The 26347-nt window shown below is 58.9% G+C and carries 20 protein-coding genes, 1 tRNA gene and 3 pseudogenes; 10 read left to right on the top strand and 14 right to left on the bottom strand.

What is annotated here, in order from left to right; translation table 11 throughout:
- Positions 1-246: 246 nt before the first annotated feature.
- From CFB17_RS09040 to CFB17_RS09060, 5 genes and pseudogenes are all read right to left on the bottom strand, one after another.
- Positions 247-2289 carry an FUSC family protein gene (locus tag CFB17_RS09040; protein WP_088561210.1) on the bottom strand — a complete coding sequence of 681 codons (2043 nt, stop codon included), beginning with the start codon at positions 2287-2289 and terminating at the stop codon, positions 247-249.
- A gap of 108 nt (positions 2290-2397) precedes the next feature.
- Positions 2398-2850 carry a MarR family winged helix-turn-helix transcriptional regulator gene (locus CFB17_RS09045; RefSeq protein WP_088561211.1) on the bottom strand — a complete coding sequence of 151 codons (453 nt, stop codon included), beginning with the start codon at positions 2848-2850 and terminating at the stop codon, positions 2398-2400.
- A gap of 736 nt (positions 2851-3586) precedes the next feature.
- The gene (locus tag CFB17_RS19145) at positions 3587-3733 is read right to left on the bottom strand and encodes a hypothetical protein (protein ID WP_165769511.1); all 147 of its coding nucleotides are present in this window, start codon (positions 3731-3733) and stop codon (positions 3587-3589) included.
- Between the two features lie 279 nt (positions 3734-4012).
- A complete protein-coding gene (locus CFB17_RS09055; protein WP_133063875.1) occupies positions 4013-6073 on the bottom strand; it encodes a hypothetical protein in 2061 nt (686 codons plus the stop codon).
- Positions 6074-6375: 302 nt separating this feature from the next.
- Positions 6376-6639 (bottom strand): annotated as a pseudogene (locus CFB17_RS09060) (transposase); the annotation flags it as partial.
- A 665-nt stretch (positions 6640-7304) separates the two neighbouring features.
- Here CFB17_RS09060 and CFB17_RS19615 point away from each other — a divergent pair.
- A complete protein-coding gene (locus tag CFB17_RS19615) occupies positions 7305-8489 on the top strand; it encodes a type II toxin-antitoxin system ParD family antitoxin (RefSeq protein ID WP_133063876.1) in 1185 nt (394 codons plus the stop codon).
- A 532-nt stretch (positions 8490-9021) separates the two neighbouring features.
- Complete coding sequence (locus tag CFB17_RS09075) at positions 9022-10947, top strand: DUF4344 domain-containing metallopeptidase (protein WP_088561216.1); 1926 nt, start codon at positions 9022-9024, stop codon at positions 10945-10947.
- 140 nt (positions 10948-11087) lie between these two features.
- Here the strand turns inward: CFB17_RS09075 and CFB17_RS19620 are convergent.
- Positions 11088-11324 (bottom strand): annotated as a pseudogene (locus tag CFB17_RS19620) (integrase core domain-containing protein); the annotation flags it as partial.
- Here CFB17_RS19620 and CFB17_RS09085 point away from each other — a divergent pair.
- The 8 genes and pseudogenes from CFB17_RS09085 to CFB17_RS09125 all read left to right on the top strand — a co-directional run bounded on the left by CFB17_RS09085 (position 11311) and on the right by CFB17_RS09125 (position 20000).
- On the top strand, positions 11311-12219 hold the full coding sequence (locus CFB17_RS09085; RefSeq protein WP_165769496.1) for a hypothetical protein: 909 nt from the start codon (positions 11311-11313) through the stop codon (positions 12217-12219). The pseudogene CFB17_RS19620 and the gene CFB17_RS09085 sit on opposite strands and share 14 nt — an antisense overlap.
- Positions 12212-14017, top strand: a pseudogene (locus CFB17_RS18805) (Z1 domain-containing protein). The gene CFB17_RS09085 and the pseudogene CFB17_RS18805 overlap by 8 nt, the downstream one beginning before the upstream one ends.
- A complete protein-coding gene (locus CFB17_RS09100) occupies positions 13974-14837 on the top strand; it encodes an ATP-dependent nuclease (protein ID WP_207761991.1) in 864 nt (287 codons plus the stop codon). The pseudogene CFB17_RS18805 and the gene CFB17_RS09100 overlap by 44 nt, the downstream one beginning before the upstream one ends.
- A 102-nt stretch (positions 14838-14939) precedes the next feature.
- Entirely contained in the window at positions 14940-16226 is a 1287-nt protein-coding gene (locus tag CFB17_RS09105) for an AAA family ATPase (RefSeq protein WP_088561220.1), read from the top strand.
- Positions 16223-17101 carry a DUF4435 domain-containing protein gene (locus CFB17_RS09110; RefSeq protein ID WP_088561221.1) on the top strand — a complete coding sequence of 293 codons (879 nt, stop codon included), beginning with the start codon at positions 16223-16225 and terminating at the stop codon, positions 17099-17101. Before CFB17_RS09105 ends, CFB17_RS09110 begins: the two co-directional genes overlap by 4 nt.
- A 282-nt stretch (positions 17102-17383) precedes the next feature.
- Complete coding sequence (locus tag CFB17_RS09115; RefSeq protein ID WP_088561222.1) at positions 17384-17911, top strand: antirestriction protein ArdA; 528 nt, start codon at positions 17384-17386, stop codon at positions 17909-17911.
- Positions 17912-17991: 80 nt separating this feature from the next.
- On the top strand, positions 17992-18354 hold the full coding sequence (locus CFB17_RS20135; RefSeq protein WP_456061940.1) for an HVO_A0114 family putative DNA-binding protein: 363 nt from the start codon (positions 17992-17994) through the stop codon (positions 18352-18354).
- Positions 18351-20000 carry a recombinase family protein gene (locus tag CFB17_RS09125; RefSeq protein WP_088561223.1) on the top strand — a complete coding sequence of 550 codons (1650 nt, stop codon included), beginning with the start codon at positions 18351-18353 and terminating at the stop codon, positions 19998-20000. The genes CFB17_RS20135 and CFB17_RS09125 overlap by 4 nt, the downstream gene beginning before the upstream one ends.
- On the opposite strand, the gene CFB17_RS09130 is transcribed toward CFB17_RS09125, so the two are convergent.
- From CFB17_RS09130 to CFB17_RS09165, 8 genes are all read right to left on the bottom strand, one after another.
- A tRNA-Ser gene (locus tag CFB17_RS09130) sits at positions 19968-20057 on the bottom strand. The two genes, CFB17_RS09125 and CFB17_RS09130, sit on opposite strands and share 33 nt — an antisense overlap.
- A 65-nt stretch (positions 20058-20122) precedes the next feature.
- A complete protein-coding gene (gene terL / locus CFB17_RS09135) occupies positions 20123-21502 on the bottom strand; it encodes a phage terminase large subunit (protein ID WP_165769521.1) in 1380 nt (459 codons plus the stop codon).
- Positions 21432-21944 (bottom strand): hypothetical protein, encoded by a 513-nt coding sequence (locus CFB17_RS09140; RefSeq protein WP_088561225.1) that lies wholly within the window; start codon positions 21942-21944, stop codon positions 21432-21434. Before CFB17_RS09140 ends, terL begins: the two co-directional genes overlap by 71 nt.
- Before the next feature lie 10 nt (positions 21945-21954).
- Positions 21955-22287, bottom strand: a complete 333-nt coding sequence (locus tag CFB17_RS09145; RefSeq protein ID WP_133063877.1) for a hypothetical protein — start codon at positions 22285-22287, stop codon at positions 21955-21957.
- Positions 22288-22385: 98 nt separating this feature from the next.
- Positions 22386-24290 carry a hypothetical protein gene (locus CFB17_RS09150; protein ID WP_088561227.1) on the bottom strand — a complete coding sequence of 635 codons (1905 nt, stop codon included), beginning with the start codon at positions 24288-24290 and terminating at the stop codon, positions 22386-22388.
- A gap of 232 nt (positions 24291-24522) precedes the next feature.
- Positions 24523-24852: a hypothetical protein gene (locus CFB17_RS19625; protein ID WP_243389823.1), complete on the bottom strand. Its 330-nt coding sequence runs from the start codon at positions 24850-24852 to the stop codon at positions 24523-24525.
- Positions 24853-24967: 115 nt separating this feature from the next.
- Positions 24968-25261, bottom strand: a complete 294-nt coding sequence (locus tag CFB17_RS09160) for a hypothetical protein (RefSeq protein ID WP_207761993.1) — start codon at positions 25259-25261, stop codon at positions 24968-24970.
- 2 nt (positions 25262-25263) lie between these two features.
- The gene (locus CFB17_RS09165; protein ID WP_088561229.1) at positions 25264-26085 is read right to left on the bottom strand and encodes a phage capsid protein; all 822 of its coding nucleotides are present in this window, start codon (positions 26083-26085) and stop codon (positions 25264-25266) included.
- Positions 26086-26347 lie beyond the last annotated feature (262 nt).

The raw sequence follows: 26347 nt of genomic DNA on the forward strand, positions 1-26347 counted from the left end.
TCGAGCGATGGAGTGCGCCGAGAGGAACTGGAGGCAGGTATAGTCCGGACAATCGCGGCTCCTCTGCCAGAGTGGCAGGATTTGACTTTTGGATTGCGGCGGGACTCGTGGCTTCCGTCAAGTTGGAGAGATGGATGGATCGTTTGACTGCATCCACCTATGCCGACAAACGCACGCCACCGTCGCAATTGATGGTTTGACCAGACATGAACGTGTCGGCGATCAGGAAGGCGAAGGCTTCTGCAATTACTTGCTAGCTGATGGAACCGGGAGCACAGCAACGGCGGCAGGAAAGATGTTGCGACGCAGGCTCACAAGCGCGAGCGTCGTCGCGCGCCGGACCCCAGCGGCCGAGTTATCCAGACCGACCTGCATGGCATGGTCGATATGCGCCAGCAGAGATGTTGGTGGAGAATGGTCTGTCTTTTTCAAAAGATTACGGTAGTAATGTGCAACTTCATTAAGGATTGATGACGTCTCGCACCGGGCTGCTGTTGTAAGGGTCGGTCGCAATCCAGCCAGTTCGGCGAGCGAAAGGCCGATCCTCAGATCCCGCAGTGCGTCTGCTGTCATTTGGCTGCTGAGTGGGCCGATATTGTTGGAGCGCATCGTGAGAAGCGCGAGACGATGACCCATCCGGTTTCGCCATCGCAGCGAAGCCAAATATCTTCCGTGCACGATGTCGTTCCAGCCCGCCCTCAATAGTCGCTGGGCTGCGCCCGCGAGCCACAGCGGCTGCAACAGCCGCATCATGATCAGGGCGAAATAGATACCTGTGAGCGATGCCAAGCCATTGTTAATATACGCGCCAAAATCCGATTCAAAGTGATCCGCTATAATGCTTGGGCTGAGCACGCCGATGATCAGATTGAATGCCAGGGGGCTGTAGCGGGGCGCCGTTAACAGCACTCCGGAAATCACGAGCACCGGGGCGAGCGAGATTGCCAGCGCGGGAAATCCATCAATCGACGGGATAACGGTAAGCACGTAAACCGCACCAAGCGACAAACGAACCACCACGCCGATGAATTTGTTTTTCAGGAGGAGGGCCGGACTGGCGAAGCCCGAATAGAGAGCAAAGAATACACCCGTCAGCATCACGGCCCCAGCTCCGCCTTCCCAGCCAGAGGCGATCCAAAGCAGGCAAGCGCTGAAAAGCGCTATCGTGGTTGAGGCGGCCGCCGCCAAAGCTCCAACATAATCCCTGTCGATCGCACGCGGCTCGAGCGTGAGGAGACCTTGAACTTGCCGCCGCTCTTCATCATCGCGTGGTGCGGCGATGATCGCGTTTTTCAGCGCCAAGCAGTTTTCGTAGACGGTGACCAGATCGGAGAGCCGCGCCAGCAGGCTCAGCCGCAGGGCATCTTCCCAGGTCATCCCTGGTTTTGCGAGGGGCTCCAGCTCGGCACATCGCTCCCGTAGGCGTTTCGCTTCCTTTCGCTGATCGCTGCTGTTGGCGTAGGCCATCGTCGCCCATTCGCCCACCTTCGCGAGATGGACGGTAATGTCCGGCGGCAGCGCCTCTGCCTGACGAAGTTCAAGAATGCGGTCGTCAACCGCCGCTGATAGCGGCAGAACCCGTTCGATCTGCATGAGCAGGGCGCGATACAGACGACGCTGCCGGGCATGCTGGGCGCTTTCGTAGCTAGCATGGGTTACGAGATCGTGAATCTCGTTGACGGCAACCGCGAGGCGCCTCCGGTCCCGGTCGAGCGTCGCGGGTCTGCTGGCGGACAGAGCGTCGGCAGTCCAGCGTGCCGCATCGCGTAGGGCTCCATCGAGACGATCGCGCAGGAATTTGCCCGACGAATTCGGCCGGAGCGTCGCGTGAACGATACCACTGCAGGCGATCCCCAATGTAATTTCCTGCACCCGCAACACCGCCGTCGTAAAAATCGATTCGGGCTGAATCAGAGTCGGGAAGACGATGATACACGTGCTGTAGCCCGCGAGAACGAACATGTAGGATCGAGACGTCCGGTCGATCGCGGCAAGAAAAACGCAGAGCCCAAGCCACAAGGCGATTGCGAGCGATAGAAGTTCGGGCGCATTTACAAGCGGCGGCACGACGAAAACCGACATAGCGGCCCCGATGGCCGTACCGACGGCTCGGTAGAGGCTCTTCGATAGCACAGCACCCGCTCTTGGCTGGGCGACGACATAGCTGGTGATGATTGCCCAGTTCGGGTTAGCGAACCCCATGCTGAGAGCAATATAGAGTGCCAGCATTCCGGCAATGAAGCTCTTTACCGAAAAGAGCACCGCGGATGGATTGAAAGCTGAAATCATCCGGCGCGCGCCGCAACTCCGTAGTTGGACGCCCAATGTGACGGAAGCGAGTGTGTTGCAGGCACCCTCCGAGGACGGTGCGCCTCACATGATGGCTGGTGACGTGGTTTAGACATCGTTCATCAGGTCACGACAAAGGCGTTGCAGGTAGACTTGGAAGGTGGCCAGTTCTGTTGTTGAGAAGGCGTGCATTGCCGCTCGGCGAGCGTCATCCAGAACCTTTCGGATCTGCTTCAATTGTGGCTGCGCCGCAGGCGTAAGAAGCACCAATTTACTCCGCCTGTCGTTTGGATCAGCCGTACGGCGAATCAGGCCGGCCTTTTCCAGGCGATCCAGATGGCTGACGAGAGACATCGGCTCTATGCCGAGGCTCGCGGCAAGTTCAGCCTGCCGCACTGCGCCAAGCCGCTGTGCCATCGCGAGAGTGCGCGACTCACTAGTTGAAATATCGAGTTCGGCTCCTTGGAGCGCGGATTCCAGGCGCCCTCGCAAAAGCCGGGCAGCCGTCACAAGCAAAAAGGCCAGATTGTCGTCGACTGGGGCATCAGCAGATGATTTCATATATATGCCTTATATTAAGCTAGCCATACGATTCAATGCCCCTGGAAGTGCTTTCTCAGATTGCTGGAGGTCAGACTGCTGCGAGGGAAGGGATCTCTGTGGCCGCCGAAGAAGGTGGCGCGTTCATGGGACGTGCGCGACGGCAAGCGCATTCTCCAAGTCATGGAAAGCAGCGCTGGCGCCCCATGCGCAGGGAGTAGGAAAGCTGGGTGATGCCGATGCTTGCTATCTCGCCTGGTTTGGGCGCGAGAACCATGCCTCGCAGGACAGCCGCCTGTAGACGTCATCCCTTAGAGAATTAAAGGGTCAGCTGGCCAACTAGTGCGGCACTGGGCGGTGTTTGGCGGGCCACGCCGGAACCGGATTAGAACTATGTCTACGCCATAGCCCTATAAAACCCGCCTCTGGGGCACAAAGACGACGGCGAGTTTTATACCAGAGGGAGCAATCGCTGTCTCGCAGACGCAGCGTTCCAACGAGTTGTCTGTATCATCCGCAAATATGGGAATATATTCTATAATACAATCAAGAACGAACACGGCACGGCCGGGCAGAAACAGCCGCATGGGTGGCAGACCTACCGGCTGCGAGCCAGAACGCCGGTTTTGGGATTGCTAATGTAAGGCTCTCAACCCGACGGCGGTGCGTATGGTGGTCCTTCCTGTCATAAATGCGTGCGCCTCATATACGAGCGTCGCGAGAATGCAGACCAAAAGAGGCAGAGCAGCGCGCGACCTCAATGCGTAACAGCCCTCGCCACAGCCACGACCGCTTCCAGAAGGACGGGAAGCAGACCCGTCACTTTCAAGACGATTGCCGGTGCCAGAGCCGCCAGCGCTGCGTCCACAAACTTCGTGGTTCGCTGGCCTGCCCAGGTGACCATTTTCACACCAAACTGGACGAGCCCTTCGGAACTGACTGCGACAGATGCCTGGTCCGGAGACGGCTTCTCCATCTCCGACTCAAGAGCTTTAATATGCCGGCGAACGTCGTTGAATGCCTCAGAAGCCATCCCTCGTCATGAATCAGCCCGCCGGATCGTACAAGCGGTTTTGATAGGCGCTCTAAATCCTTCCTCCGCCTGTCCCAAATGCTTCGACGACGGACACATCTTGACCACCTCGACGCGCGATCCCCCTCGTATTCCGTGCCGAAATCAGGCTCAATCGTCGCTGAGTGTGAACTTCTCAATCAGGGCATCGCGCTGGCGCCTGGCATCTATCGCCTGAGCGCGATACTGGCCGATCTGCGCGTCGAGCGAGTTGATCCGCTCATCCGAAGTTTGAAGTTCCGCCACGTAACGATTCCGCTGTGGGTCTCCGGCCGGGAACAGCTGCATGTTCTGGCGGAGGCGCTGCTCGTTGGTGAACTCGTCCTGACGCTGCTGCTCAAGTGCTTGCGCTTTCTGATCACTTTGGGCCGCTGTCTTCTCAAGTGTCGCTATGGGGGCGAGAGTCGCCATGGCCGGCGCGGGCAGGCCGCCCGGCGCGCTCGCCAAGTTCATGAGAATCGCCGACGCATCGGCAATCTGCACATCGTCGAAGGTCCTGGTATCGACCTTTATCGTTACCGTCTTGGAAGTCTGAGGGGCGAGCGCGGTTGAAACCCGCCAGGAAGCCGCCGTGGGATCAGCCAGATCGCCACCCTCGGCGTGGATCGTCGCGCCGGGCATCCTCGGTATTTCCACTATGAGTTTCGTGGCGTCGGTGCCCGTCGCCGATCCGGCGAGGGTCAGGCCGATCGTCGTCCGATCGATGACGCCGACCCGCGCCAGCCCGTCGACGATGCTGAAGGAGGCAAGGGTCTGGGAGGGCACGACCGTCCATTTGGCGCCGATCCGGAGATCCTGCGCGAAGGCCAGCATACGGGATTCACCCGGCGGCGTAGCCGGCATCCGCGCATCGCCCGAAAAACCGTCCCCGTCGGAGGTGGAGACCGGCCCCGCCGGCCAGCTCCCCTCGGAGTCGTTCGTTACCTTCAAAGCGGAGACGGGATGTTCCCAGCCCTGAGACAGGAGATCGACCTTCTCCACGGTTGGCGTCGTGTCGATGAAGGGAAGCTCAGCAGTCTGGCCGGCGGCGAGCGTCACCGGATTGGCCAGTCGGAAAGTCTCGCCCACGCCTTCGGCCGGAGGCGGCGATCCGGGGGCGCTCGCGCCGATCTCGTCTCCGGACGACTCGGCGACCAGCCCTCCCTCGGGCTCGTCTGCCGCCGCGGATTTCGTCAGCGGCGCGGGGGGCGGCGGGGGCGCCGCCATCGCCCTCGCCGGCGTGGGGATGGCGCGCTGGTCCAGGCCGGGCAGTTGATGCTCCTGCTGGTCCACCGGCGCCGCCGGTCTGGTCACGTCGGTTCGGGCATAGAGCGCTTCCGTGAACGATGACGGATTGCCCGACTGCAGAACCAAAGACACATTCGTCCAATCGGTGGCAGTCGTATTCGCGACCACGGCCCAGCCCTGCAGTGTGCCACGGGTCGATCCCGGCGCGGCGCCACGCAGGCGATAGGTGGCTTTCCAGAGAGGGACCGGAAGGGCTGCGGCGAAGGTCGCCTCCCCAGCCTGATTGGCCGTGCCCGTGATCGTCACCGAGACAGGCGAATCCTCGCTCCGCGCCCCGATGGCTTGCAATGCCTTCTCCACCCGGTTCGCGAGGCCAGAATCGGTCAAGGTAACGCTCGTCAGCTCTTCCAGAACGCGCTGGGACAATACGCCGCCGGTATCGAGGGTGAGCCTGGTCCGGTTGACGGCGATCCGTCCGCCAGCCGCCGGCTCCGGCGAGGCCTCCACCGCCAGAAGTCTCCCCCGGGCAGTGAGGTTGCCCGGCCCCTCCAGGCTGACATCACGGCCGATCATCGCCTTCAGCAGCGCAGCCTCCGTCGGCGGACCGCCATCCGAGGGAACGATACCCGCCGTATCCGCCTCGCCCGGCGGCGAGGGCATGGAGACCGAGCCGAGAGACGTGCCGCGAATAGCGACGATGGATTTCAGCAGATCGTCCACGTCGGAGGGCTTGGCTTCGATCGACCAGGGACCGGCTTGCCGCGTGGTCCACTCGAACCAGCCCACGCCGGAAAGCGTCAGGAGAATCCGGGCTGGGCCGCCGAGTCTGGCTTGGCCAACCACGGGCGTGGGCGTATCTGCACGTGCGGCCTGTATGGTGGTCGGACAAAGTGCGCTGGTCGCCAAGAGCAACGCTAGAGCGGTTCGCGTCGATCCGATTCTCATGTCCGTCTCCCTGCCTCTCCTGCGCCGAGCAGGCTCTACAATGCTGACCGGCCGTGCTCGACGCAAATTCAGACGGCCGGCGGCGGTGCCTAGATTCCGGCCGTCTACCCGCCGTCGATGGCGAAGACCACGCCTGTCACATAGCTCGACCCCGGCACAACAGCCAAGCTAGCACATCGGCAACCTCAGACGGATCACCCATCCGGCGTATCGGATCCGCCCCGCGACCGCGGACTGCAGGGCCGGGTCAGCCAGAACGCGGGCCATCATCCGTGTGGCGATCTGGCCGGGGCAGACGACGCGATGCTGCGGCCCTGCACCACGCGCTCGGCCTTGAGCTTGGCGACCTCACGCCGCAGCCGGCCAATCTCCTGCTGTTCGGGCTTGACCTGGCCCTGACCCGGAAAGGCTTGCCCAGGATCGGCAGTGAGTTCCTTGATCCAACTCCGCAAGATGTTCTCGCCGACATCCAGGTCCCGGCTGGCGTGTACCACCGAAACACCACGCTCCTTGACCAGCCGGACCGCCTCCAGCTTAAACTCTCGGCTGAATTGTCGCCGCGCCATCTGCTGCCTCCAATCTCGTCAAACACCCTAATCTCGGTGTCCACCAGACCGGCAGCAGCTCAATCTGGCTGGCCTACTGCCTGCACTCGCTGACGGCGCCCCGCCTCGTCACCTGGTAGGCTCTCAAGGCGCAGCACGGAGGCGGCTTCAAAGAGCTCTACCACTTCAAATCGAAGTTCCCTGCCGTCCTACAGCTCGCTCAAGCCATCTATCCGAATGCCAACGCCGAGATCGTCGATGCTGGTGTGATCCTCGAGCCGAGCCGGCCGCCGGTGGCTCCGCGGATGATCGCAATCAGGTAGATTGGGGGCTCACCAAAGCCCCCAATCTACCCGCGAGGGGACCCTCAAAATTGGAGGGCTTTATTCAGAGCGGCAGACAAAGGTGATCGGGGAATTACTCCGAACCAACTATCTGGCGAAGATTGGCGAGAGCCTGATGGTGTCCGATTTGGAGCCGCGATAATGCGACTTCGACGGCCCTGAAGGGCAGTGGTGGGATTTCTTCCCCATCTCTCCAGTAACTTATCGCAGAAAAACGCACGCTAATAAGTAGTTAGCGTACCTCTGATCATGCAGCTATCTGCTTGCCACAATCGACAGGCCTCTGTCAGTCTCGCGGTGAACGAGACGGGAGAGGTTGTGGGGACCGAGGTGACAACGGTGATGCCACCAGTCGACCTGCAGCTGGCGGAGACGCTGCCGGCCGCGTTTGCCCATCTGGCGGCGGGGCCGCTGGCCGAGGCGCTCGGGAAGGCTGTGGGATTCGCGCAGGCGTCGCTCGCGCCGCGCGCCGAGAAGGCCTACGGCGATACCTGGAACGCCTTTCGCGACTGGTGCGCCCTGCATCGCGTGCCCGCGCTGCCGGCGGCGCCTGCGATCGTCGCCGCCTATCTGGCGGCGCGCCAGGACCGCCTGGGGCGGAGCGGGCTGCGGCTGGTTCTCGCCGCCATCGCCCATCATCACCGCCGCGCCGGACTGCCGTGGACGGCGGCCGATCCCGCTATCGCAACCGTCATGCACGGTGTCCTGCGGTCGCAGAAGCGACCCGTGCGGCCGGCCGCCGCCCTGACTTCGACCGAGATCAAGCAGCTTCTCGCGGTCTGCGATGACCGGCTTATCGGTCGCGCGAGCCTGCCGGGCCTGCGCGACCGGGCGCTGCTGCTTATGTGCTTCGCGGGCGGGCTGCGGCGCGCGGAGCTGGTCGCACTCGACCATGAAGACATCGCTATCACCAAGGACGGGCTGACGCTGCGCATCCGTCACGCGAAAGGCGATCAGGAAGGGGAGGGGGCGTCGGTCCTCATCTCCCGCGGGCGGCAGGAGAAGACCTGCCCGGTGCGGGCGATGGAGGTCTGGCTGCAGCGCTCCCGCATCGCCTATGGCCCGGTCTTTCCACGGCTGACCGCGACCGGCACGATCGAGGGTCGCCTGAGCGGGAATGGCCTCTGGCGGATCCTCCGCCGCCGCGCCGCCCAGGCGGGGCAAGGAAGATTAACTATCTCGTACGGTGTGTCTATGGCGTCACACCAGCGTTCCACGCGCTATGACAGACTAATAATTCCTCGTAGTGGGGGCCCGCCTATCAATATCTCAATTTCCCTGACGCCCGAGCTGCTCGGACTCATCAAGGCGCGCGTCGATTCTGGGCGCTATACCTCGTCCAGCGAAGTCGTGCGCGAGGCCCTGCGATTGCTTGAACGTGCTGATGAGCGCGAGGCCGAGGCATGCACCCGGTTAAGGCAAGCGTGGGACGATGGCATTGCCAGCGGCGATTCCGGCCCCTCGACTTCGCTGAGCTACAGGCGGAGGCACATCGGCTGCTGGCCGCGCAGAAGAAGATTAGTGTGATCCAACTTTGCTACACGAAGCGTGCTCGCGCCGATCTGCTCGACATCTGGCTTACGATTGCCCCGGACTACTTGGGGGCGGCCGATATCATGTTCGACCGTCTCGAAAAGCGTGCAGAAATTCTCTCGAAATGGCCAAAAGCAGGGGGCGCTTGTCCAGCCATCGCCCCCGGGGCATCTTGGTTGAACGGTCCTACCTGGTTCTATACCGCCTCATCCCCGAGGGCGTGCAAATCGTGCGGGTGCTGCATAGTGCGCGACATCGACAATGCCCTCTACTTGGAGGGAATAGAATGAGATCGTGTAACCACGATCAAGATGGCGCTCGGCCACTTCTGACGATGCTACGCCGAAGGCGATTGCCGATAGCTCGATGCCAGTCGAACACGCAGAAATCAACAATCGCATCGACGCTGTTTTACAACAACGTCGCCATCGCCATTGAAACGCGCGCGCCATTCGAGCAAACAGAATTCTTTGAGTGCAACCTTACTCTCGATCCGCAATCGATCCCAAAATCATGGCGTTGTTGAATGACCGTATATCGAGATACTTACCGTATAATTAAGAGAGTCGCGGCCAATGCTCGGCGCGGTGGCATCGTCATGGGATGCCTGCTGGCTGCCGCGGTCTCGGCTGTCTGTCCCGCTCAGGCACAGTCTGAGCCGCAGGATGCGGCGACCGATATAAATGTAACTCAGACGACGATCGTGGATGATCGGCTGAACGTCTGGGAAAAGCGGCTGGTGCAGGAGGGTCTTATCCTGCTTGGCTACTACAATGGCTTTGCCGATGGCGTGTTTGGCAGCGGAACCCATGCGGCCATCGCAACCTTTCAGCGGAATCGGAACGAGCCCGCAACCAGCCAGTTGACGGGCGCTGACGCATTGGATCTCGCAGCCACCGCACTCTCACTTCGCAAGAAGATAGGCTGGCAGTCGTTGAAGACGGGGACCGGCATCAGCATGTCCTACCCGGCAGCTTTGCTGGTCAATACCAAAGCGACCGACGATGGCGGCGAAATCGTGGAATCGGCGGACGGCGATATTTCCCTGATGACGACGCATATTCCTGATGCCAGCGCCAACGGCATCAATGCCTTGTTCGATTCTATGGTCAATAATCCCAAGCAGAACGTGACGTATACGTTCCACCGTCCGACCTTGTTCATCCTATCCGGCGTCCGTAATGGCGCCAAATTCTACACCCGCATGGAACAGCGCGGTCATGATATACGGGGTTATGACCTGGTCTGGTCTATCGACCATGATGATATCATGCCGAGCGTTTCGCTTTTGATTTCCAATGATTTCTACCCCTTCGGGGGCGGCCTCGACCCAAGTGACGAAACATATCCGACGCTTGAGAAGCTTGCCCATGATGCGACGCAAGGCGGGCAAGGGCCGGATTCAAGCGCCTCAGCGGCCCCATCTCAGCCTCAAGCCTCAGCCCAATCGCAGGCGCAAGTTCAACCTCAGACCCAACAGGCTGAAGACCAAGACTCAAACGACGCGTCCAGTAACGCGAGCGACAATCCGGGCGTGGCTGAGCAGAGTTCGAATGCCTTGCCTCCGCCGGAAGACGGCTCTCTGGTAACGAGTGACGGCAAGGGTCTCCGCTTCACCTATGAATACTTGCGGCCAAAAAATCCGCAGCTGACTTCGGCGTATAACTGGGCGGTGCGCAAGCATCTCTTTCGAAGCATTCCGGAGATCGACGCACTTGACGGCATCTTCGTGCTCCCCCACCCATTGAGCTACGTCGCGACCGAGTGCGGCTCCGTCAATGCATTCTACACCAAGAAGCATTCGGCGGTCGTGCTGTGCTACGAAATGATCGACAATCTTATGAAGATGGGCATGGATCTCGCAAAGGGAGCTCAAAATCCGGATGCGCTCACGGTCGAATTCGTCTACGATAATATTCGTTTCATTCTGCTTCATGAATCCGGTCATGCGATGATCGATCTTCTCGATCTTCCGACAGTGGGGCGCGAAGAGGATTCGGCTGACCAGCTGGCTGCTGTTCTGCTTTTCTCCCGTGTCAACGACAGTGAGAGCGAAAATGACGTAGCGCGCGTGAGTCAGCTTGTCGCGACTTGGTTCAAGGTCGATGGCGCCGACGCGCCGACCAATGACAACTCAGTTTATGCCGATGAGCATGGTCTTGACGCACAGCGATATTATAACCTTCTCTGCTATGTCTATGGCCGTGATCCCGATCATTTCATCAATGTCGTGAAAAATGGCCTGCTCCCGCAGGAGCGAGCGGACAGGTGCCCCGATGAAGCCGCTAAAATCACCAATGCCTGGGCCAGATTGCTGCTCCCGAATTTCGCACCCGCTTTCAAGCCGAAAGACGCGGCCTCCGGTAATGCCAACCCCGCGCCGGCTGTCGCGCAGAGTCAGCCTAAAAATCCCCTGGAATGGGACGGAAAATCAAATCCCTTCGGCAATTGAGAGCTTAGGGTCCGTTTGGAAATTCAGGAGTGGGTGGTCCGGCGCAGCACGTTACCGCCCATGGCGTGTGGATCGGCATGCAAGAGGGACCCCGTTATCGGGGGATCGGCGCCCAAACGGGAGGTGATCCGGGTGGAATGTTAGTGCAGGGTTGGCGAGGACGCCACGTCTGACTTGGCCGGGGACGCGCCCTTCAACGCTGGCGCACCCGGCTGCGGCGCGACCGTTCCGCTGCGGGGCAGGACCGCTTCCGGTGCGGGCGGGACGTAGCCCAGCGAGCTGTGCGGCCGCACGGTGTTGAAGTGTCGTCGCCAGTTTTCGATCAGCACTCCGGCTTCGCGTAGGCTGTAGAAGACCTCTAGATTGAGCAGCTCGTCGCTGCAAGGGGAGCAGGCCTTAGGCGTTGCTAAGCGAAGCAAGCTGGACGCCAAAGCTCAGGCGGCGCTGCTTCAATCGGCGGGCGAGATACTGGGGTCCGGCATGGACCCGAAGAAGGTTCCAGACAAGGCTGCCGGGCTCGTTGTCGGATACGTCCAAAGCGGAAAGACACTTTCATTTACGACAGTCATTGGCCTTGCTCGCGACAATGGATTTCCAATCGTGATCCTCGTCGCGGGCAACAAGGACAATTTGCTCACCCAGTCTCATCAGCGGCTCCACAATGATTTGGACGTCGATGGCGGAGAAGGGCTGTCCGCCTGGATCATGGAAAAGAATCCAAAGGCGCAAGACGGGCAATATGAGCAGCTTCTTCGGCAGACGATTGCGAATTGGCGGGACACGACGCGCGATCCTGATGAGAAGCCAACGCTGCTGCTAACGGTGCTGAAGCAAAACCAGCGTCTCAGCGTGCTTACGACTTTGCTGAGAAAGTTGGATCTGAAGGGTGTGCCGGCGCTTGTAATCGACGAAGCGGATCAGGCAAGCTTAAACACGAAGGTCAATCAGAACAACGAAAGCACGACTTACACGCGCCTGCGTGAGTTGCGCGATGCCTTACCCTGCCATACCTTTTTGCAATACACCGCGACGCCGCAAGCCCCATTGCTCATCAATATCGCGGACATTCTGTCTCCCGATTTCATTCACGTCCTAGAGCCGGGCACCGGCTGTGTTGGCGGTGAAGAGTTTTTCAAGGCTGACAGCCCTTACGTTAAAACGATTCCGGTTGCAGATATCCCGCCCAAGAACGCGCCAATGCCGATCGAGCCTCCTGATAGCCTACTCATGGCTATGAGGCTACGTCGGACTCGCAGCCAGCATCATCGCTAAATCAGGCCGACGCTCGATGCTCATTCACCCGGCGCGCGAGCGGCATGTTCACTTGACTAACGCCAAATGGGCGATCGCCGCGAAAGAGGCTTGGTCTGGCTCGCTGGGGGCGCCTGCGCATGATCCCGATCGGAAAGAGGCAATTGCTGCTTTCAAGAAAGCGTATGATGAGTTCGCCACGACCGACTCAACATTGCCCGACTTCGATCTGATTGTTGACTGGCTGCCCCGCGCGCTTCGCGGCTCGACGATTATTGAATTCAACACGCGCGGCACGCCGAAAACGCCTGAAATCAACTGGCGGAATGCTGAGGGCTGGATTCTCGTCGGTGGACAGGCTGTGGACCGCGGCTTTACGGTCGATTCGCTTTCGATCACCTACATGCCGAGAGGCGTTGGGGTCGGCAACGCCGACACCATCTAGCAGCGCGCGCGCTTCTTTGGCTACAAGCGCAAGTACCTTGGATTGTGCCGCATTTATGTCGAGCAGAATTTGAGGATCGCGTTCGAGGATTACGTCGAGCACGAGCAGACGATGCGGACGGAACTCAAGAAGCTTTCTGCGACGGGGGCCAACCTCCATACGTGGCGACGGCGGCTCATCCTTGAGCCAACCCTTCATCCATGCCGAAGGTCGGTTATCTCAGATCCATATACGCGCGCACGGGCTCGCGGTGGTTGGACGCAGCAGCGCGGCGCGTTGATGACAACCGCCACCCGCCGAGCAAACGCTGCTGTTCTCGATGGGTTGGTAAAAGGCCTAAAGTTCCAGCCCGACGCGACCTACCCGTCAAACGAGGTGGCGCAGCAACACCTCATTTCGCCGAACGTGCCCATGCAGGCTGTCGTGGACGCTCTTGTAGAGTACCGGTTTGAAGACCCTCGCGATACGGCGAGCTTCACCGGGCTGCTCGTTACGATTGGCGAAGCGTTGCGTCGGGACAAAAATTGTGTCGCCACGGTGTACCAAATGAGGCCGACCGCAGTTAGCCGGCGTGACATCCATGACGACGGTGCGATTGATAACTTCCTACAGGGCCGGACGGACCGTGTCGGCGGATATCCTGGCGACACCTCCTTTAAAGGGCCCGATTGCGTCACCGTTCAACTGCACGCGTATGATCTGAACTTTGCGGGCAACGGAAAGCTTGCCGCGACAGCGGCTCCGCTGATTGGTCTCGCCGATTTCCTGTTCAGCGCGCGCCACGTCGGCCACCGAGGCCGTTGTTTTCCACATTCCGCCTGCGCTGGCGAAGGGCTGGCTGGTGCAAGTGCAAAGTGGGCGGTGATCGAGATGTTGAGGGGACAAGCATGGATACCGTCCGACGAAGGGGTAGGAACCACCAATTTCATTGCCAGGGAGATCACTGTACATATGGCGGGATGCACGGCACCAAGAGGAGGCCATCGCTCAGCGAGAGCAGCGGCAAACTGTCCTGCATGTCGTGGCCGCTCGCGATACGGCTACAGTAGCGGGTACTCGTCCCCGTCCTATTCGTCCCCCTCCTACTACTTCCCATCAGGAAGCGGTGGAGGCGGTCGAAGCAGCGGCGGTGGGACTGGCCCTGTAAGGGCGAGTTGGTCGAAGCCCGGTCCGGCTGTATTCTACACCCTGGCGGAAGTGGGGGAATTAACCCCCGTCCGGGCCAACGTTGAAGAACTAGTCTCCAAGCGACCGGAATTTCGTGACGTCTTCCTCTGTCATGCTTGGGACGACCGGCATAAAGCTGTTCAGACAAACCGAGCCACCTCTGTTGGACGAACCGGGTCTCTATCTCCACGCGCGGTCGCAAGGTGATTTGCTTCGACACCTCGAAGACGATTTCACCAACCAAATCGTCTATACGACACATTCACCGTTCATGGTCCCAACGCACCAATTGGATTGGGTACGAACGGTCAATATTGCCGAAGAAGAAGGCACGACCGTTTCCAACGACCCGAACGGTGACGCCCGCACCCTGTTTCCGTTGCAAGCCGCGCTTGGATACGACCTTGCCCAAAGCCTGTTCATCGGGCCGAACAACCTGGTTGTTGAAGGCGTCACCGACTTTTGGATTCTTTCGGCGGTTTCGGCATATCTGAATGAGCAAGGCAAAGTTGGCCTCGATGACCGGTTGACTATAACGCCAGCCGGCGGCGCGCAAAAAGTTCACTACATGGTAGCGCTGCTAACGTCTGAACAACTGAAGGTGCTTGTCCTATTCGATGACGAAAAGGACGCCAAAGCAACGCGCGACGATTTGGCTAAAGGCAAGCTCATCCGGTCGGATAACATCGTTTTCGTAAGCGAAGCATTCGAAGCTCCCCCCACCGAAGCCGACATTGAAGATATACTGGACTCGGCTGTTTACGAAGCACTTGTGCGCGAAGCCTACGCCAAGGAATTGAAGGGCAAAACGTTGGAATTGAATGCCCGCATTCCTCGCATAGCCCGCCGCTTCGAAGCGGCATTCAATGCGCTCTCGATTGATTTTCATAAAACGCGGCCAACGCGCCTATTTCTTCAAAAAATGGCCAACGACCCGTCGTCGGCTTTACCCGCGCGTAGTGAGGGCCAGTTCGAACGCCTATTCAAAGCAACTAATGCAGCTCTCGAAAAACACCTGTCGAGGTAATCGCGCCTTAGAACGTACAGGCTAAGGGCGCGCAGCCTCACTGTTGGAATCTGAATATCGCTAGTCCATCATCCAAAGCGGTCAACAAGAGTAGGTCTAACAATGCATCTCATATCACGTGTCTCAATAGAGGGATTCTGGGAAACCTACGACTTTGAAGTCTCTATGGATCCGAACGTGACTTTTTTCATAGGTCAAAATGGCACAGGTAAGACTACATTCATAAACCTTTTAGCTGCGGCGCTTACGGCAGATTTTAAAACTTTGGATAGAATGCCATTTCGGCGCATCACTATTAATCTTGTTCCAAACAAGAAAGGAGAAAAACCAACGATCGTTGTTTCGAAGGCGCGAAAGAAAGATCGCCCGTTTGAGCTGATAGACTATCGAATAAGTCCGGGTGGAGCCAACTCAAAGGAGGTTAGATTTTCGCTGGATGATAGCGAAGAACAAATGATATTGCGTCGTTTCCGGCACGATCCACGCTATTTCGATTACTACCATCGATTTCAGAGCGGATTAATGCCAGTTCTTAACGATCTTGTTTCTGTTAAATGGCTTTCAATCCACAGAACATCGCCAAACGAAAGACCTCGTGAAGATCGCACATACGAGTCTACTGTCGATCAAAAGCTCGAATCACTCTCAAACGACCTTGTCAGATATTTTGCGACCCTATCTCGTCAAAAAGACGATGAAATAAGAGCCTTTCAGGAACATCTTTTTGTGTCTCTTATTGAGCACAAGGATGATGTTGATCCATTTGATGTCAAAAGACTTGATCTCGTACCTCAATACACAGAAGCTCTTCAGACAATCTTTAAAGAGCTTCATGTTCAGAGAGATACAAGAAAACTTCTTTCGATCTTCTCTGAACGCGCCGCTCAGTACAAGAAACAATCCGATAAGAATGAAAACACGGGACTTACGTCGGATGAACTGATTTTTAGGATTGGATTGTACAGCATTGAAGATGTTGTGAGGCGCTGGGAGGCCCTGCAGGAAAGATTGAAAACCATCTTCAGTCAGAAAGATCGCTTCCAAGAGATAGCCGATGATTTGTTTCAGAGGAAACGAATGACATTCTCTGAGAGCAATGAGATGGTTTTTATTTCACGTAGTGGAAAGCCTCTTACCCCTCAGATGCTTTCTAGTGGAGAGAAGCAGCTTCTGATTTTGATGAGCGAAGCCCTGCTTCAGCGTGAAATGCCGGCAATATTCATAGCTGACGAACCCGAGTTGTCCCTTCACGTTTTGTGGCAAGAGCGTCTCGTGGGCAGCCTTCGTGCGCTCAATCCAAATGCCCAGATTATTGCCGCGACCCACTCTCCCGACATCGTTGGTCCGCTCTCCGAGAAGGCTATCGAAATGGAGACGCTTGTAAAATGACGTTACGACGGACGGCGAGCGCGCTTCATAGTTTAAATATATTCTATAAAGTGGATATTGTTGTTTTTTGCGAAGGGGGAGAATCGTTATCGTACGAAAATGCAATTATCGCATCAAGAACCGATGGAACACTAGACTCCTTATATTGGGAGAGCGTGATCGGGTTTTACCAAATAGATAAAACTTACCATGTGAAGTCGGTTGGAAGTAAGTCCACACTGAAGCGGCTGGCTGAAGATGTGCGAGATCGCAACATATCCACGGTATCCATCTGCATGGATGCAGACTACGAGCGTATTTTAGGGGATAACTGTCATGGTCCGCGAGTGGCGTGGACAATGGGCTATAGTTGGGAGAATGATGTTGTTAGCCCTCCGGTACTAGAAAACATTATATCGATGTTTCTGGGAAATGGAGCGGCCAGCGCCGCAGCAATAGAGAATTGTCGAGAGCGCATCTTACGGATGGGTACTGGACTGAGCCGCTGGACTGAAATCGATATTAGTTTATGCGCTCGTGGACGGAGCGGAATTTTTGATCGCGAGAAACCGTTGGCGGCAATTGATATGACCGATCCGCCAACAGCTCGACAGGATGCACTTTCACAACGTCTTACGATGGCGGGCTATCAAAGACGGCCTAAGAGAGTGGTTTCGGTACAGCCGGATGACGTAGGGGTTGTTTGTTTCGGTAAAATGATCAGCCGAGCCTTATACCATGCTATTCTAGCAGCTCTTCGCAGTGTCAGCGCTGTGCGCCTCGACTATGAGGTTTTCATGCGTATCGCGATTAGTGAAACGTTAAGAGCTGTCGCGGCGGGAATCCTACCAAACCATTTGGCCCATATCCAATCTCAGAGAGGTGCTTTTATTTGAGTGAAGGTCTGTGCAGGACAGGGCGTCCGGCTTCGGGCCGGCGCGGCTGTCGCTGTGTGATCTTCAACAGGTTTTCTAAGGGCCTTGCCCTCGCGCCAGCAAGGTAAGTGGAACCGTCCGGGGCGGTATCCCCAGCCTTCCGCGCCCAATGGGCTTGTGCAGGCCGGGTGATCCCCCTCCACCCCGGCCGCCCTTGCTCGTTGCTACCCCAGTCTCGGCGACGGCCAGAAGGTCAGGCGCGGCGTTCCGCTTCGCTGACCTTCAGACCCGAGGATCAGAGACATGACCAATCTATCCGACAGCAATCCCCGCATCTATGTTGCCTGCCTCGCCGCCTACAACAATGGCTATCTGCATGGGGCTTGGATCGTCGCGGATCAGGACGCCGACCAGATCAGGGACGAGATTGCGGCGATGCTTGCCCATTCCCCCGTCGAGGATGCGGAGGAATACGCCATTCATGACTATGAGGGCTTCGAGGGTGTCAGCATCTCCGAATATGCCGGCATCGACAGCGTGGCGCGGATGGCCGCTTTCATCGCAGAACATGGCGCACTCGGCGCAGGCTTGCTGGAGCAGTTCAGCGGCGACATGAACCAAGCCGAATCCACCTTGGGGGACTGCTATCATGGTCAATTCGCCAGCCTTGCCGACTACATGGAGGAGCTGACCACCGAAAGCGTCATCATCCCCGAGGCCCTGCGCTACTATGTCGATTGGGACGCGATGGCGCGCGACGCCGAGATGGGCGGCGACCTGTTCACGATCGAGACTGCGCACGGCGAGGTGCATGTGTTTTCCAACCGATGAACACATGGTCGCCTGTCCGCACACGCGGGCGGGCGACTAGCCAGACCGAGACAATAGTGTTAAGAAGAAAATAACCAATATTGATCGGGTTAGCCGATCAACATATCTGCATTGAGCGACTTCTAATACTTCAATCAATATTTGAACCTCTCTGGTCCGGGTGCTGCTCAGCACGTTCCTTCGCGCAAATCTTGTCCAGCGGAAACCGCGAGTTGATGCGCGTCATCCACGATCAGGCTCCAGGGTCTCTCGATGAACTGTCGCGGATCACCGGGCGGACGATCCCCAGCCTGTCCCGCACCCTCAAAACCATGGCGACCTACGACCTTGTCCGCATGGAGCCGGGGCATGGGCGCAGGGTGGTGCCGAAGGTGCTGCATGACCGCGTGACGCTGGAATTGCCATTGCTCGACCGGCGCGAAACGAAAGGGGGCCACGCATGAATATCCAGAGTCCGCATGTCGCGCAGCGCGCCGCTCTCTATCTGCGCGTTTCGACCCCGCGGCAGGCCGAGCATAACGTGTCGATTCCCGACCAGCAGCGGCAGGGCGAAGCCTATTGCGAGACGCGCGGCTATCAACTTGTCGAAACCTTCGTAGAGCCGGGCAACAGCGCCACGAACGACCGCCGCCCGGAGTTCCAGCGGATGATCGAGGCAGCCACCACCAAGCCGCCCGCGTTCGATGTCGTCGTGGTTCACAGCTTCTCGCGCTTCTTCCGCGATGAATTCGAGATGGAGTTCTATTACCGGAAGCTGGCGAAGAACGGCGTCAAGCTCATCTCGATGACGCAGGAGCTTGGCGACGATCCAATCCACGACATGATGCGGCGGATCATGTCCCTGTTCGACGAATATCAGTCGAAGGAGAATGCCAAGCACGTCCTGCGCGCCTTGAAGGAGAATGCCCGGCAAGGCTTCTGGAACGGTTCTCTGCCGCCCATCGGCTACCGCGTGATCGATGCCGAACAGCGTGGATCGAAGATAAAGAAGAAGCTGGAGATCGACCCGCTGCACGCCGACACGGTGCGGATGATCTTCCGGCTCGCCCTGGAAGGGGATGGCACGTCCGGCCCGATGGGCGTGAAGGCCATCGTCAACTACCTCAACAAGAACCGCATGTTCACGCGCAGCGGCGGGCGTTGGGGTATCGGCCAGCTTCACCGCATCCTGACCCGCCGCACCTATATCGGCGAGCATCAGTTCAACAAGCGGACCAAGACCAAAGAATTGAAGCCGGTCGAGGAAGTCGTCACCGTCGAGGTGCCGCCGCTGATCGACCGCGAGACGTTCGACGCCATCCAGCAACGGTTGCAGGCCAACAATCCGAAGGTGACGCCGCCGCGCGTCGTAAGCGGCCCGAACCTGCTCACCGGCATCTGCTATTGCGGCAACTGCGGCGGGGCCATGACGCTGCGCACCGGCAAGAATGGCCGTTATCGCTATTATGCCTGTTCGATCCGCGCTCGGCAGGGCGAAACCGGCTGCAAGGGCCGTGCGATCCGTATGGACAAACTCGACCGCGTGGTGGTCGGCCATATCGAGGAGCGCTTGCTCGACCCGGAGCGGATCGAAGAAGTCCTCGCCTCGCTGCTGGATCGCCGGCAGGAGGGCGTCGAGCGGCGCAGCAAGCACATTGCCGAATTGAACCAGCGCGCGGCCGAGGCCGACATGCGCCTCAAGCGTCTCTATGACGCGATCGAGTCCGGCTCACTCGACCCGGCCGAATCGGCGCTCGGAGAACGCATCACCGGCCTGACCGCGCTTCGGGATCAGGCGCGGGCCGACGCCGCACGCACCGAGGCCATGCTGGCGAGCGCGTCCCATCACTCCCTTTCAGGCGCAGCCGTGCGGGAAATGGCGAGCGAAGCACGCCGTCGGCTCCGGCAGGAAAAGGGGGGCTATCGGCGGGAACACGTCCGGGCCTTCGCCCAGCGCGTCGAGGTTGCCGACGACGCAATCCGCATCATGGGGACGAAAAGCACCCTATTGCGGACGTTGGTGGCTGCAAAAGGAGGGAAATCGGCGGGAATCGGCGTTCCCGGTTTTATACCGAAGTGGCGGATGGGGTGGGATTCGAACCCACGGTAGGCTTGCACCTACGACGGTTTTCAAGACCGTTGCCTTAAACCACTCGGCCACCCATCCGGTCATGCGCGAAGCGCTGATAAAGCTTCAGAATTCAAAACTCAACCTGAGGCAAGCCGGAGTCCTCAGCGCGGAGAAGGACCGAGCCCGTCGGCCTCGGGTCTTTCCGCAATCCTGCGCGTTCGACCCCAAAATGACCGTTCGGTGTCAGGAAGCCAAGTTGTGCCGAGTTTCGCGCCCGTTAGGGATAAGTTGCCGTTCCGATAGGAGCTGGGGAATGGCCTGATGATGCCCCTGTCCCGTGGCGCCGGAATAGCGACGACAAGTTGGAGACGATCAGCGTTTATCGGCTTGCCCGAGCGCGTGGAAGCGGCACCATCGCGGCTTTCTAAAGTGCAAAGTTGGTGTTCGCCGTAAACGTCCTCATCCATGGCTGTGGGGTGAGTCTTTCGTCGGAAATGGTATGGTCGCCGGCGCGCCAGGGGGGGGCGTTGTGGCAGATGACGAAGGCAACTGCTAAGGGCATCCAATCCGTCATCACGGCTATGACTGACCGGACTCCATTCACGCATTTCCTGGATGAAAGGCGTGTCCCACACGGATCGATGCACATGGAGGCGCCCGGCCGCCATGATGGGATCAAGTGCATTCAATATCCGATCGCTCTTGCGCCCTGCGCTCGCGATGGAAACAACGGAAGCGGAGAAACGCTCCTCTTGCAGGACGCGGCGCGGCGTCGACGGCAGGAACTGGCCTATGCCATTATTCTCGATAATGATGTGGCCCTGGCGACTTTCCTTTAGGAACTGAGCCACGGAACGGCATTGCTGGCTGGCCGCATCCTCTTTGGCATCCACACCGTCGTTTACCCGGAGATAGCGCACGGCATGCAGCCAGTAGTGACCATCTTCATCAAGATAGACCAGCGCCACTACGCTCGAGTCGGCGCGCACGTCCCGGCCGTATGCCGGATCCCAAAAGCTGATGCCTGAGACCAGGCGCTTCCCGTCCAGCAGTAGCAGATGCCCGCCATTGGATGAGGAAAAGACCAAATCGGAATCGTAGAGGCGCAGCTTGTCGGGATCTAATCGAATCTGGTGTCCGGCATTCGGGCGCAACAGCATCTGACTTTGAAATGCAGCCGGGCCGGTCCGCTCGAGGATCCCCTCGATATGCCCGTTGCTGAAGCGTTCCGGCCAGCGGCTCTCACCCTCCTCATCATAAATCGGCAGAACGAGACGATCGAACGAGGCCAGATATGGACTCCGACTCTCGTGTCCCTCTTCGGTGGCATGTTCGGCGTAGATCGACTGGAAGGTGTGTGGTGTACCGATGAAGAGTTGGGTGCCTCCAGGCACGAGAACGAAAGGTATCTCGCCCAGACGCTCGCGTAGGTCCTCCCGCTTTGTGGGCGAGTCGGCTGTGTTGGGGACTTCAACATCGTCGCAGATTACCAGATCCGCGCGCGATATTGGCGGCGATGCCGCGAGCCAGAAGCGAGGGATCTCGCAAGTTCATGGACCGCTCGACCGTGAGTTGGTCGGCAGCCCATAACTCTTTGCGTTTCGGCCGGAGCTCGACCATCGCTGGGTGACGTTCGATGATGCGTCGGACGTTGCGGGTCATCTTGCAGGCAAGGGCATAATCGGCCGAGATGACGAGAATACGTAGATTGGGATCGCACTTCAGGCGCCAAGCCGCATAGAGACCGATCAACGTCGATTTTCCGGCGTTACGAAACACCATCAAAAGTTGGCAGGCACTCTTCCTGTCCGCACCGCTTTGCAACCAATCGATCATGGTCTCATGAAGCGGCGGCGTCTCATAGCCCTGTAATTCGTTCCAGACCTCGACGAAGGGTAGGAAATCGATGCCTGCCGCGGGGGAGGGAGCGATGGTGCGCGGTGTAACCAAGGCCGCGTATTGCCGGCTGTGCTCCTCGTTCATGCGCGTTGGTTTAGTCTAGCAGACTGCGACGGCTGAGCCCGCTCAGAAGGCTCGTTCCGGCACGAGCGAGACTGCTGTCGTAGGAGAGCAGATTGCGATCCGAGCGCTGTTTATACTCGGCATCCAGGCCGGCCAGGCTGTCCTTGAGCTGCGTGGTCGTCGCGGCCTGGTCGGCATCAGCATCTTCCTGCAACCCTTGCAATACCGCGTCGATCGATCCGCCGCTGCTTGCAACGCCGGCTGCGCCAGCACGGGCCCGCTCCTGCGCCTGTCGTCGCTTCAATGCCGCATCCGTGCTGCGTCGATCCTCAGCGGCATTGTCGATCAGGGTCTGCGTGCGCACTTGCCGATCGGACGCTGCCGATTGATCTTCGGTTTTTGCACGTTTGCTCGCCAGGGCCGTCTCCAGGCCAGCCGCTGCGAGACTTGTTATTGCGCCCATTACGTGTTCACCTTGGCTTCGTGGGTAACTGCGAGAAGTGTGAATGGCTCGGGACTGTCTTGCTCGATACGCCAGGGAGGGCCGTCCAGGGGCCGCCGCCAGCCGAAGGCGCGCATGTGGTTGTCCTGAACAGCCGAGGCGCTCTCAGGCTTAAGCTGTTTCAAGCCATTTCCCGCATCGAGCATCACTGTTGCCGTTGCCGCCGATCGAGCGGTGACAGCTACAGTGCGATAGATCGTATCAAGTGCCAGGCCGTTATTTCCCCCAGCGATCGGCATCGCTTCGGCGACATGCGAAAACCTCAGGCCGCATTCAATTCGCGTGACGGCTTCAGAAAGCGTCAAGGTGCCGGACGTGAGACTGGTGTCCGCGATGAAGCGGCCATTGCTCGTGACGGTCACATTGTTCCCGGAAAGAAGGTCCAGACCGGTCCACTGGACCGTAGGTGCCGCTGCAGTCTGTATCAGAGTTTGATCCATGCTGAGCGCATCATTGAACCTTTGAAGAAAGCACCTTCCAGCGCGGCGAATGACGAGGAACAGGCCATCGGCGGTCGCGAGGATTGCCGTCGCCGATCCCGCCAAAACATGCTGAGCCCAAGCCGCTACATTGCTGTTTCGGTCGATCGTTACCGTGACCAAAACTCCATCGGCGCGGACGATGCAAAGCAGCCGACGCCCGCCGTCGAACGCCATGTCGATGGGTTGGCTAAGCAGGTGGCGCGACAATATGGCGAGGTCGGCCGCCTGATAGGCATCTTCGGTGTTGGTGTAGAGAAATTCGCGCAGCTCGCTACCGCTGCCGCTAACGAAGAGAGTGGCGCCGTCAACGCTCAGGGGCGGCACATATGCCGATGCCAGCGATCCGACGGTAGTTTGCAAATTAACTTCGACATTAGCGGGCGTGATCGGGTCTCCGCTGATGATCCATTCGCCAACGGCGGTGAACACCTGGAGATGCCTGTTGGACAGAAGTCCGATGATCCGATGGTAACGCTCTCCTGTCAGTCGAAAGGCCAGGGCCTCGTCGTCCAGCCCGGTCCCCATGTCGAAGTCAAAATAGGCACCGCTGCGCGACATCCAGATCTGGTCTGGCGCATCGCGGCTGCCGCCGATAATGAGGCGGTTTTGGTGCATGGCCACCGCAACCGGCCAGCCGCGTGCGGCGCTGAATGCCTCCTCGCCCCAGTCGACTGTGGCCCTGCCGTCGATCAGGGCTTCGTCGGTCAGCGCGGTAACCCTTGCCGAATCGAGCACATTGTTGATCGTGAGCTGCCGCCCCTTGATCTTGAGGCGACAATTCAAGTGTGCGGCGGTAAACATCGGTACGGAAGCCTTGACGACAACCTGCACGCCTGCGGCGATCGCCTGCGTTTCGTCGCCGGTCAAAATAGGCTGCAGTGCGATTTCAATGTCGCTGAACTGCATGAATGGCTTGTGGGTGAGGGGCGTCCCGGCCACGCCGATGGCGGAGGAGAACGGGAACGAACTCAATTCCCAGGCCCCCGTCGAATTACGGAAAAGCTGCCGTGGCTCGACATCCGGGTGGCATAGCAACAAGGTGTCACGCCGCCGCGCCCAGCGGACATTGGCGGCCTGGGCTGCGCTCCAGGGCGAGGTCAGCGTTTGATAAAATCCGTCAGCACGCCAGATCCAGAGGATATTGGCGCCTATGCCTATTAGGACCCTGCTGTCGGGCAGTTCCACGTCGAGAAGGCGGTACGTGGGCGAGATCTCGCGAAGGAGTTCCGTCCCTGGTCTGCGCGTAACCCCGCCGCCCGGCAGAACGATGAGATTGACGAGCTTTGCGGCGCCTTGCTGAAAGGCTTGAATGTCGATGCGACCATAGACCCTTGGATCGATTTCCCCTGAGGTAAAGCTCGTTTGCGTGGTGACGGCCGACATCAAAACCTCACATTGATGAGGGTAAAGTCATCAATTGCCGGCGGCGTCGACTGTTGGCTGTCAACAAGCCTCGCCAGGCGAAGCTCTGCCGAGGCCAACTTTTGGAGAACGTCAGCGCGGCTGGCGTTTTCGGTGATAGGCAGTGCGAGCTCGGCGGCCACACGGGCTACCAGCGCAGAGATGAAATGCGCCGGATACTCCGAGGTGTCCGGACGACGTTGGTAGGTCAGAGTCACGGTATCGGAGGCGGCTCGTAGCCGATTGCCGACGATGCGATAGACCAGCCCCGACTGAGGGTCCCAGGGCCAGCCGAGATGGTCCGCAAGAGATCCGTCGGCAGGACGAATGCATACCCATTCTCCACCGACACGCTCGGATCCTGAGTGAGCTGGGCCTCGGCGATGGTGAAGTCCCAAGGATGGCAGCTGAGCAGTGCGTCGCGCGCAACCGGATAGAGGCGAGATGCGATGAGCGACTCGGTGGTGCTGTCGTTAAGGCTGGTGATCGGAGCTGCCCCTAGCTTGACCAGCGCCGCAGAGCAAAGATCCGCTTCCGTAGACATGGGGCTCCTTTCGACGGCGCTGGTCAGCGCGTCACGTCTTCAGTTCGAGAGCGAGGGATGGCTGTCCGGACCGGGCGCGGTGCGACCGGGAGACAGAATTTGCCGCTGATCTGGCTCAGTCGGTATTCGTGCTGCCGAATGCCGTAAGGTCCGCGACATCGACGACGCCGTTGACGTTCGAGACGACCACCATGACGCCATTTTCGCCCACAGCCATGGGCGTTCCGTTGGTGCTGAACGCGACACTGGCGTTGATGAAGACAAAATCACCCGCCCGCAACATGTTGGCGGCGTCGTTAAAGTATCCACTAGTATCAACAACCGCAGAGATATCTGCGGTCTTGTAATGCCAGAGTGTGAATCCGTTCGCGTAGGCGAGGGCGCTCAGGTTTTTTGAGGTATAGGCCATGATCAAGCCTCCTTCGCCAGCATGGTCACGACAGCGTCAGTGTCGATCAGCGTGGCGCCCTGCGACATCGAGTTTGAGACGAAATGAGCAGCGCGGTCACCGTGCCAGGTGATGTCAACCGTCACGTCCTGACCGATGGCATGACCAACGGCGCTTTTATGATACCAGAAGCATTTGCGGATCCCCGAAGCGTCGATCGGCAGCCCGCTATGAGGCAGCCAGATCGTGCCGAGCCAGCGCTTCGCCTGCGCTCCGCGCCAAGGTAGCTCCTCGTCGCCGATATAGTCGGAACTGGAGAATTCTTGCAGGCTCAAAAGATCGGACCATTGCTTCCAGCCAATGATTGCGTAACGCTGTCCATCATCCGGCACGTCGCTTTTGCCCAGTGCCTCGAACCCCGCCAAGACGACTTCCTTGGTAAGACCCGAGGTTCCCGCGCCCACAATCTTCGGCGCGCTGGCCAGTGCGCTGATGATCATTTCGTCGGTCTTGCGGCCAAGCGCGTAGGCGCCAGCATTAGTGAGGATCTGGCGCTCGTCGATGTTAATCTTGAGCTCGTCCAAACGGTCGACCCAGTCGCCGGCGTAAAAATCCTGGAGCGTCGCCTCGGCGGTGCCGTGGTCGACGTTCATGACCGGTACTGTCCCGTGACGCGATTTGGTGGCCGCGGAACCTTTGCCGACCTTTTGGAAGGTCGTCGAAGTCCCTTGGACGCCATTCTTTAGCCGAACGGTCGCACGCAGCTTCGAGCCTTGACGCTGATAAGCTTCGTGAACCTCTCGCTCGAACTGTTTGATAAAGGCATTCTCGATCGTCGTTGACATGGATAGGCTGCCTCAGCCGTTATTAGTTGGAAGTGCTGGCGATCGGCCGCAATTGTCCCCGCAGCGCCGATTGGCCGGCGCTGCAACGAGATGCGTGAGAACAAGGCTGCCGTTTGGGCGAAGGCTAGCGCCGGTAAAGTCTTTTGAAGCCGGCGGTGACCTGCGCAACAAAATCATGGTCGCGATCGCGCCAGTAGCGGGGATCCTTGACCATCTCGTTGAGGGCGGTTTCGTCGAGATCCGCTAAGCTCGCGTCGGTTGA

The sequence above is a fragment of the Arboricoccus pini genome, assembly GCF_900187945.1.
Classification (GTDB): domain Bacteria; phylum Pseudomonadota; class Alphaproteobacteria; order Geminicoccales; family Geminicoccaceae; genus Arboricoccus; species Arboricoccus pini.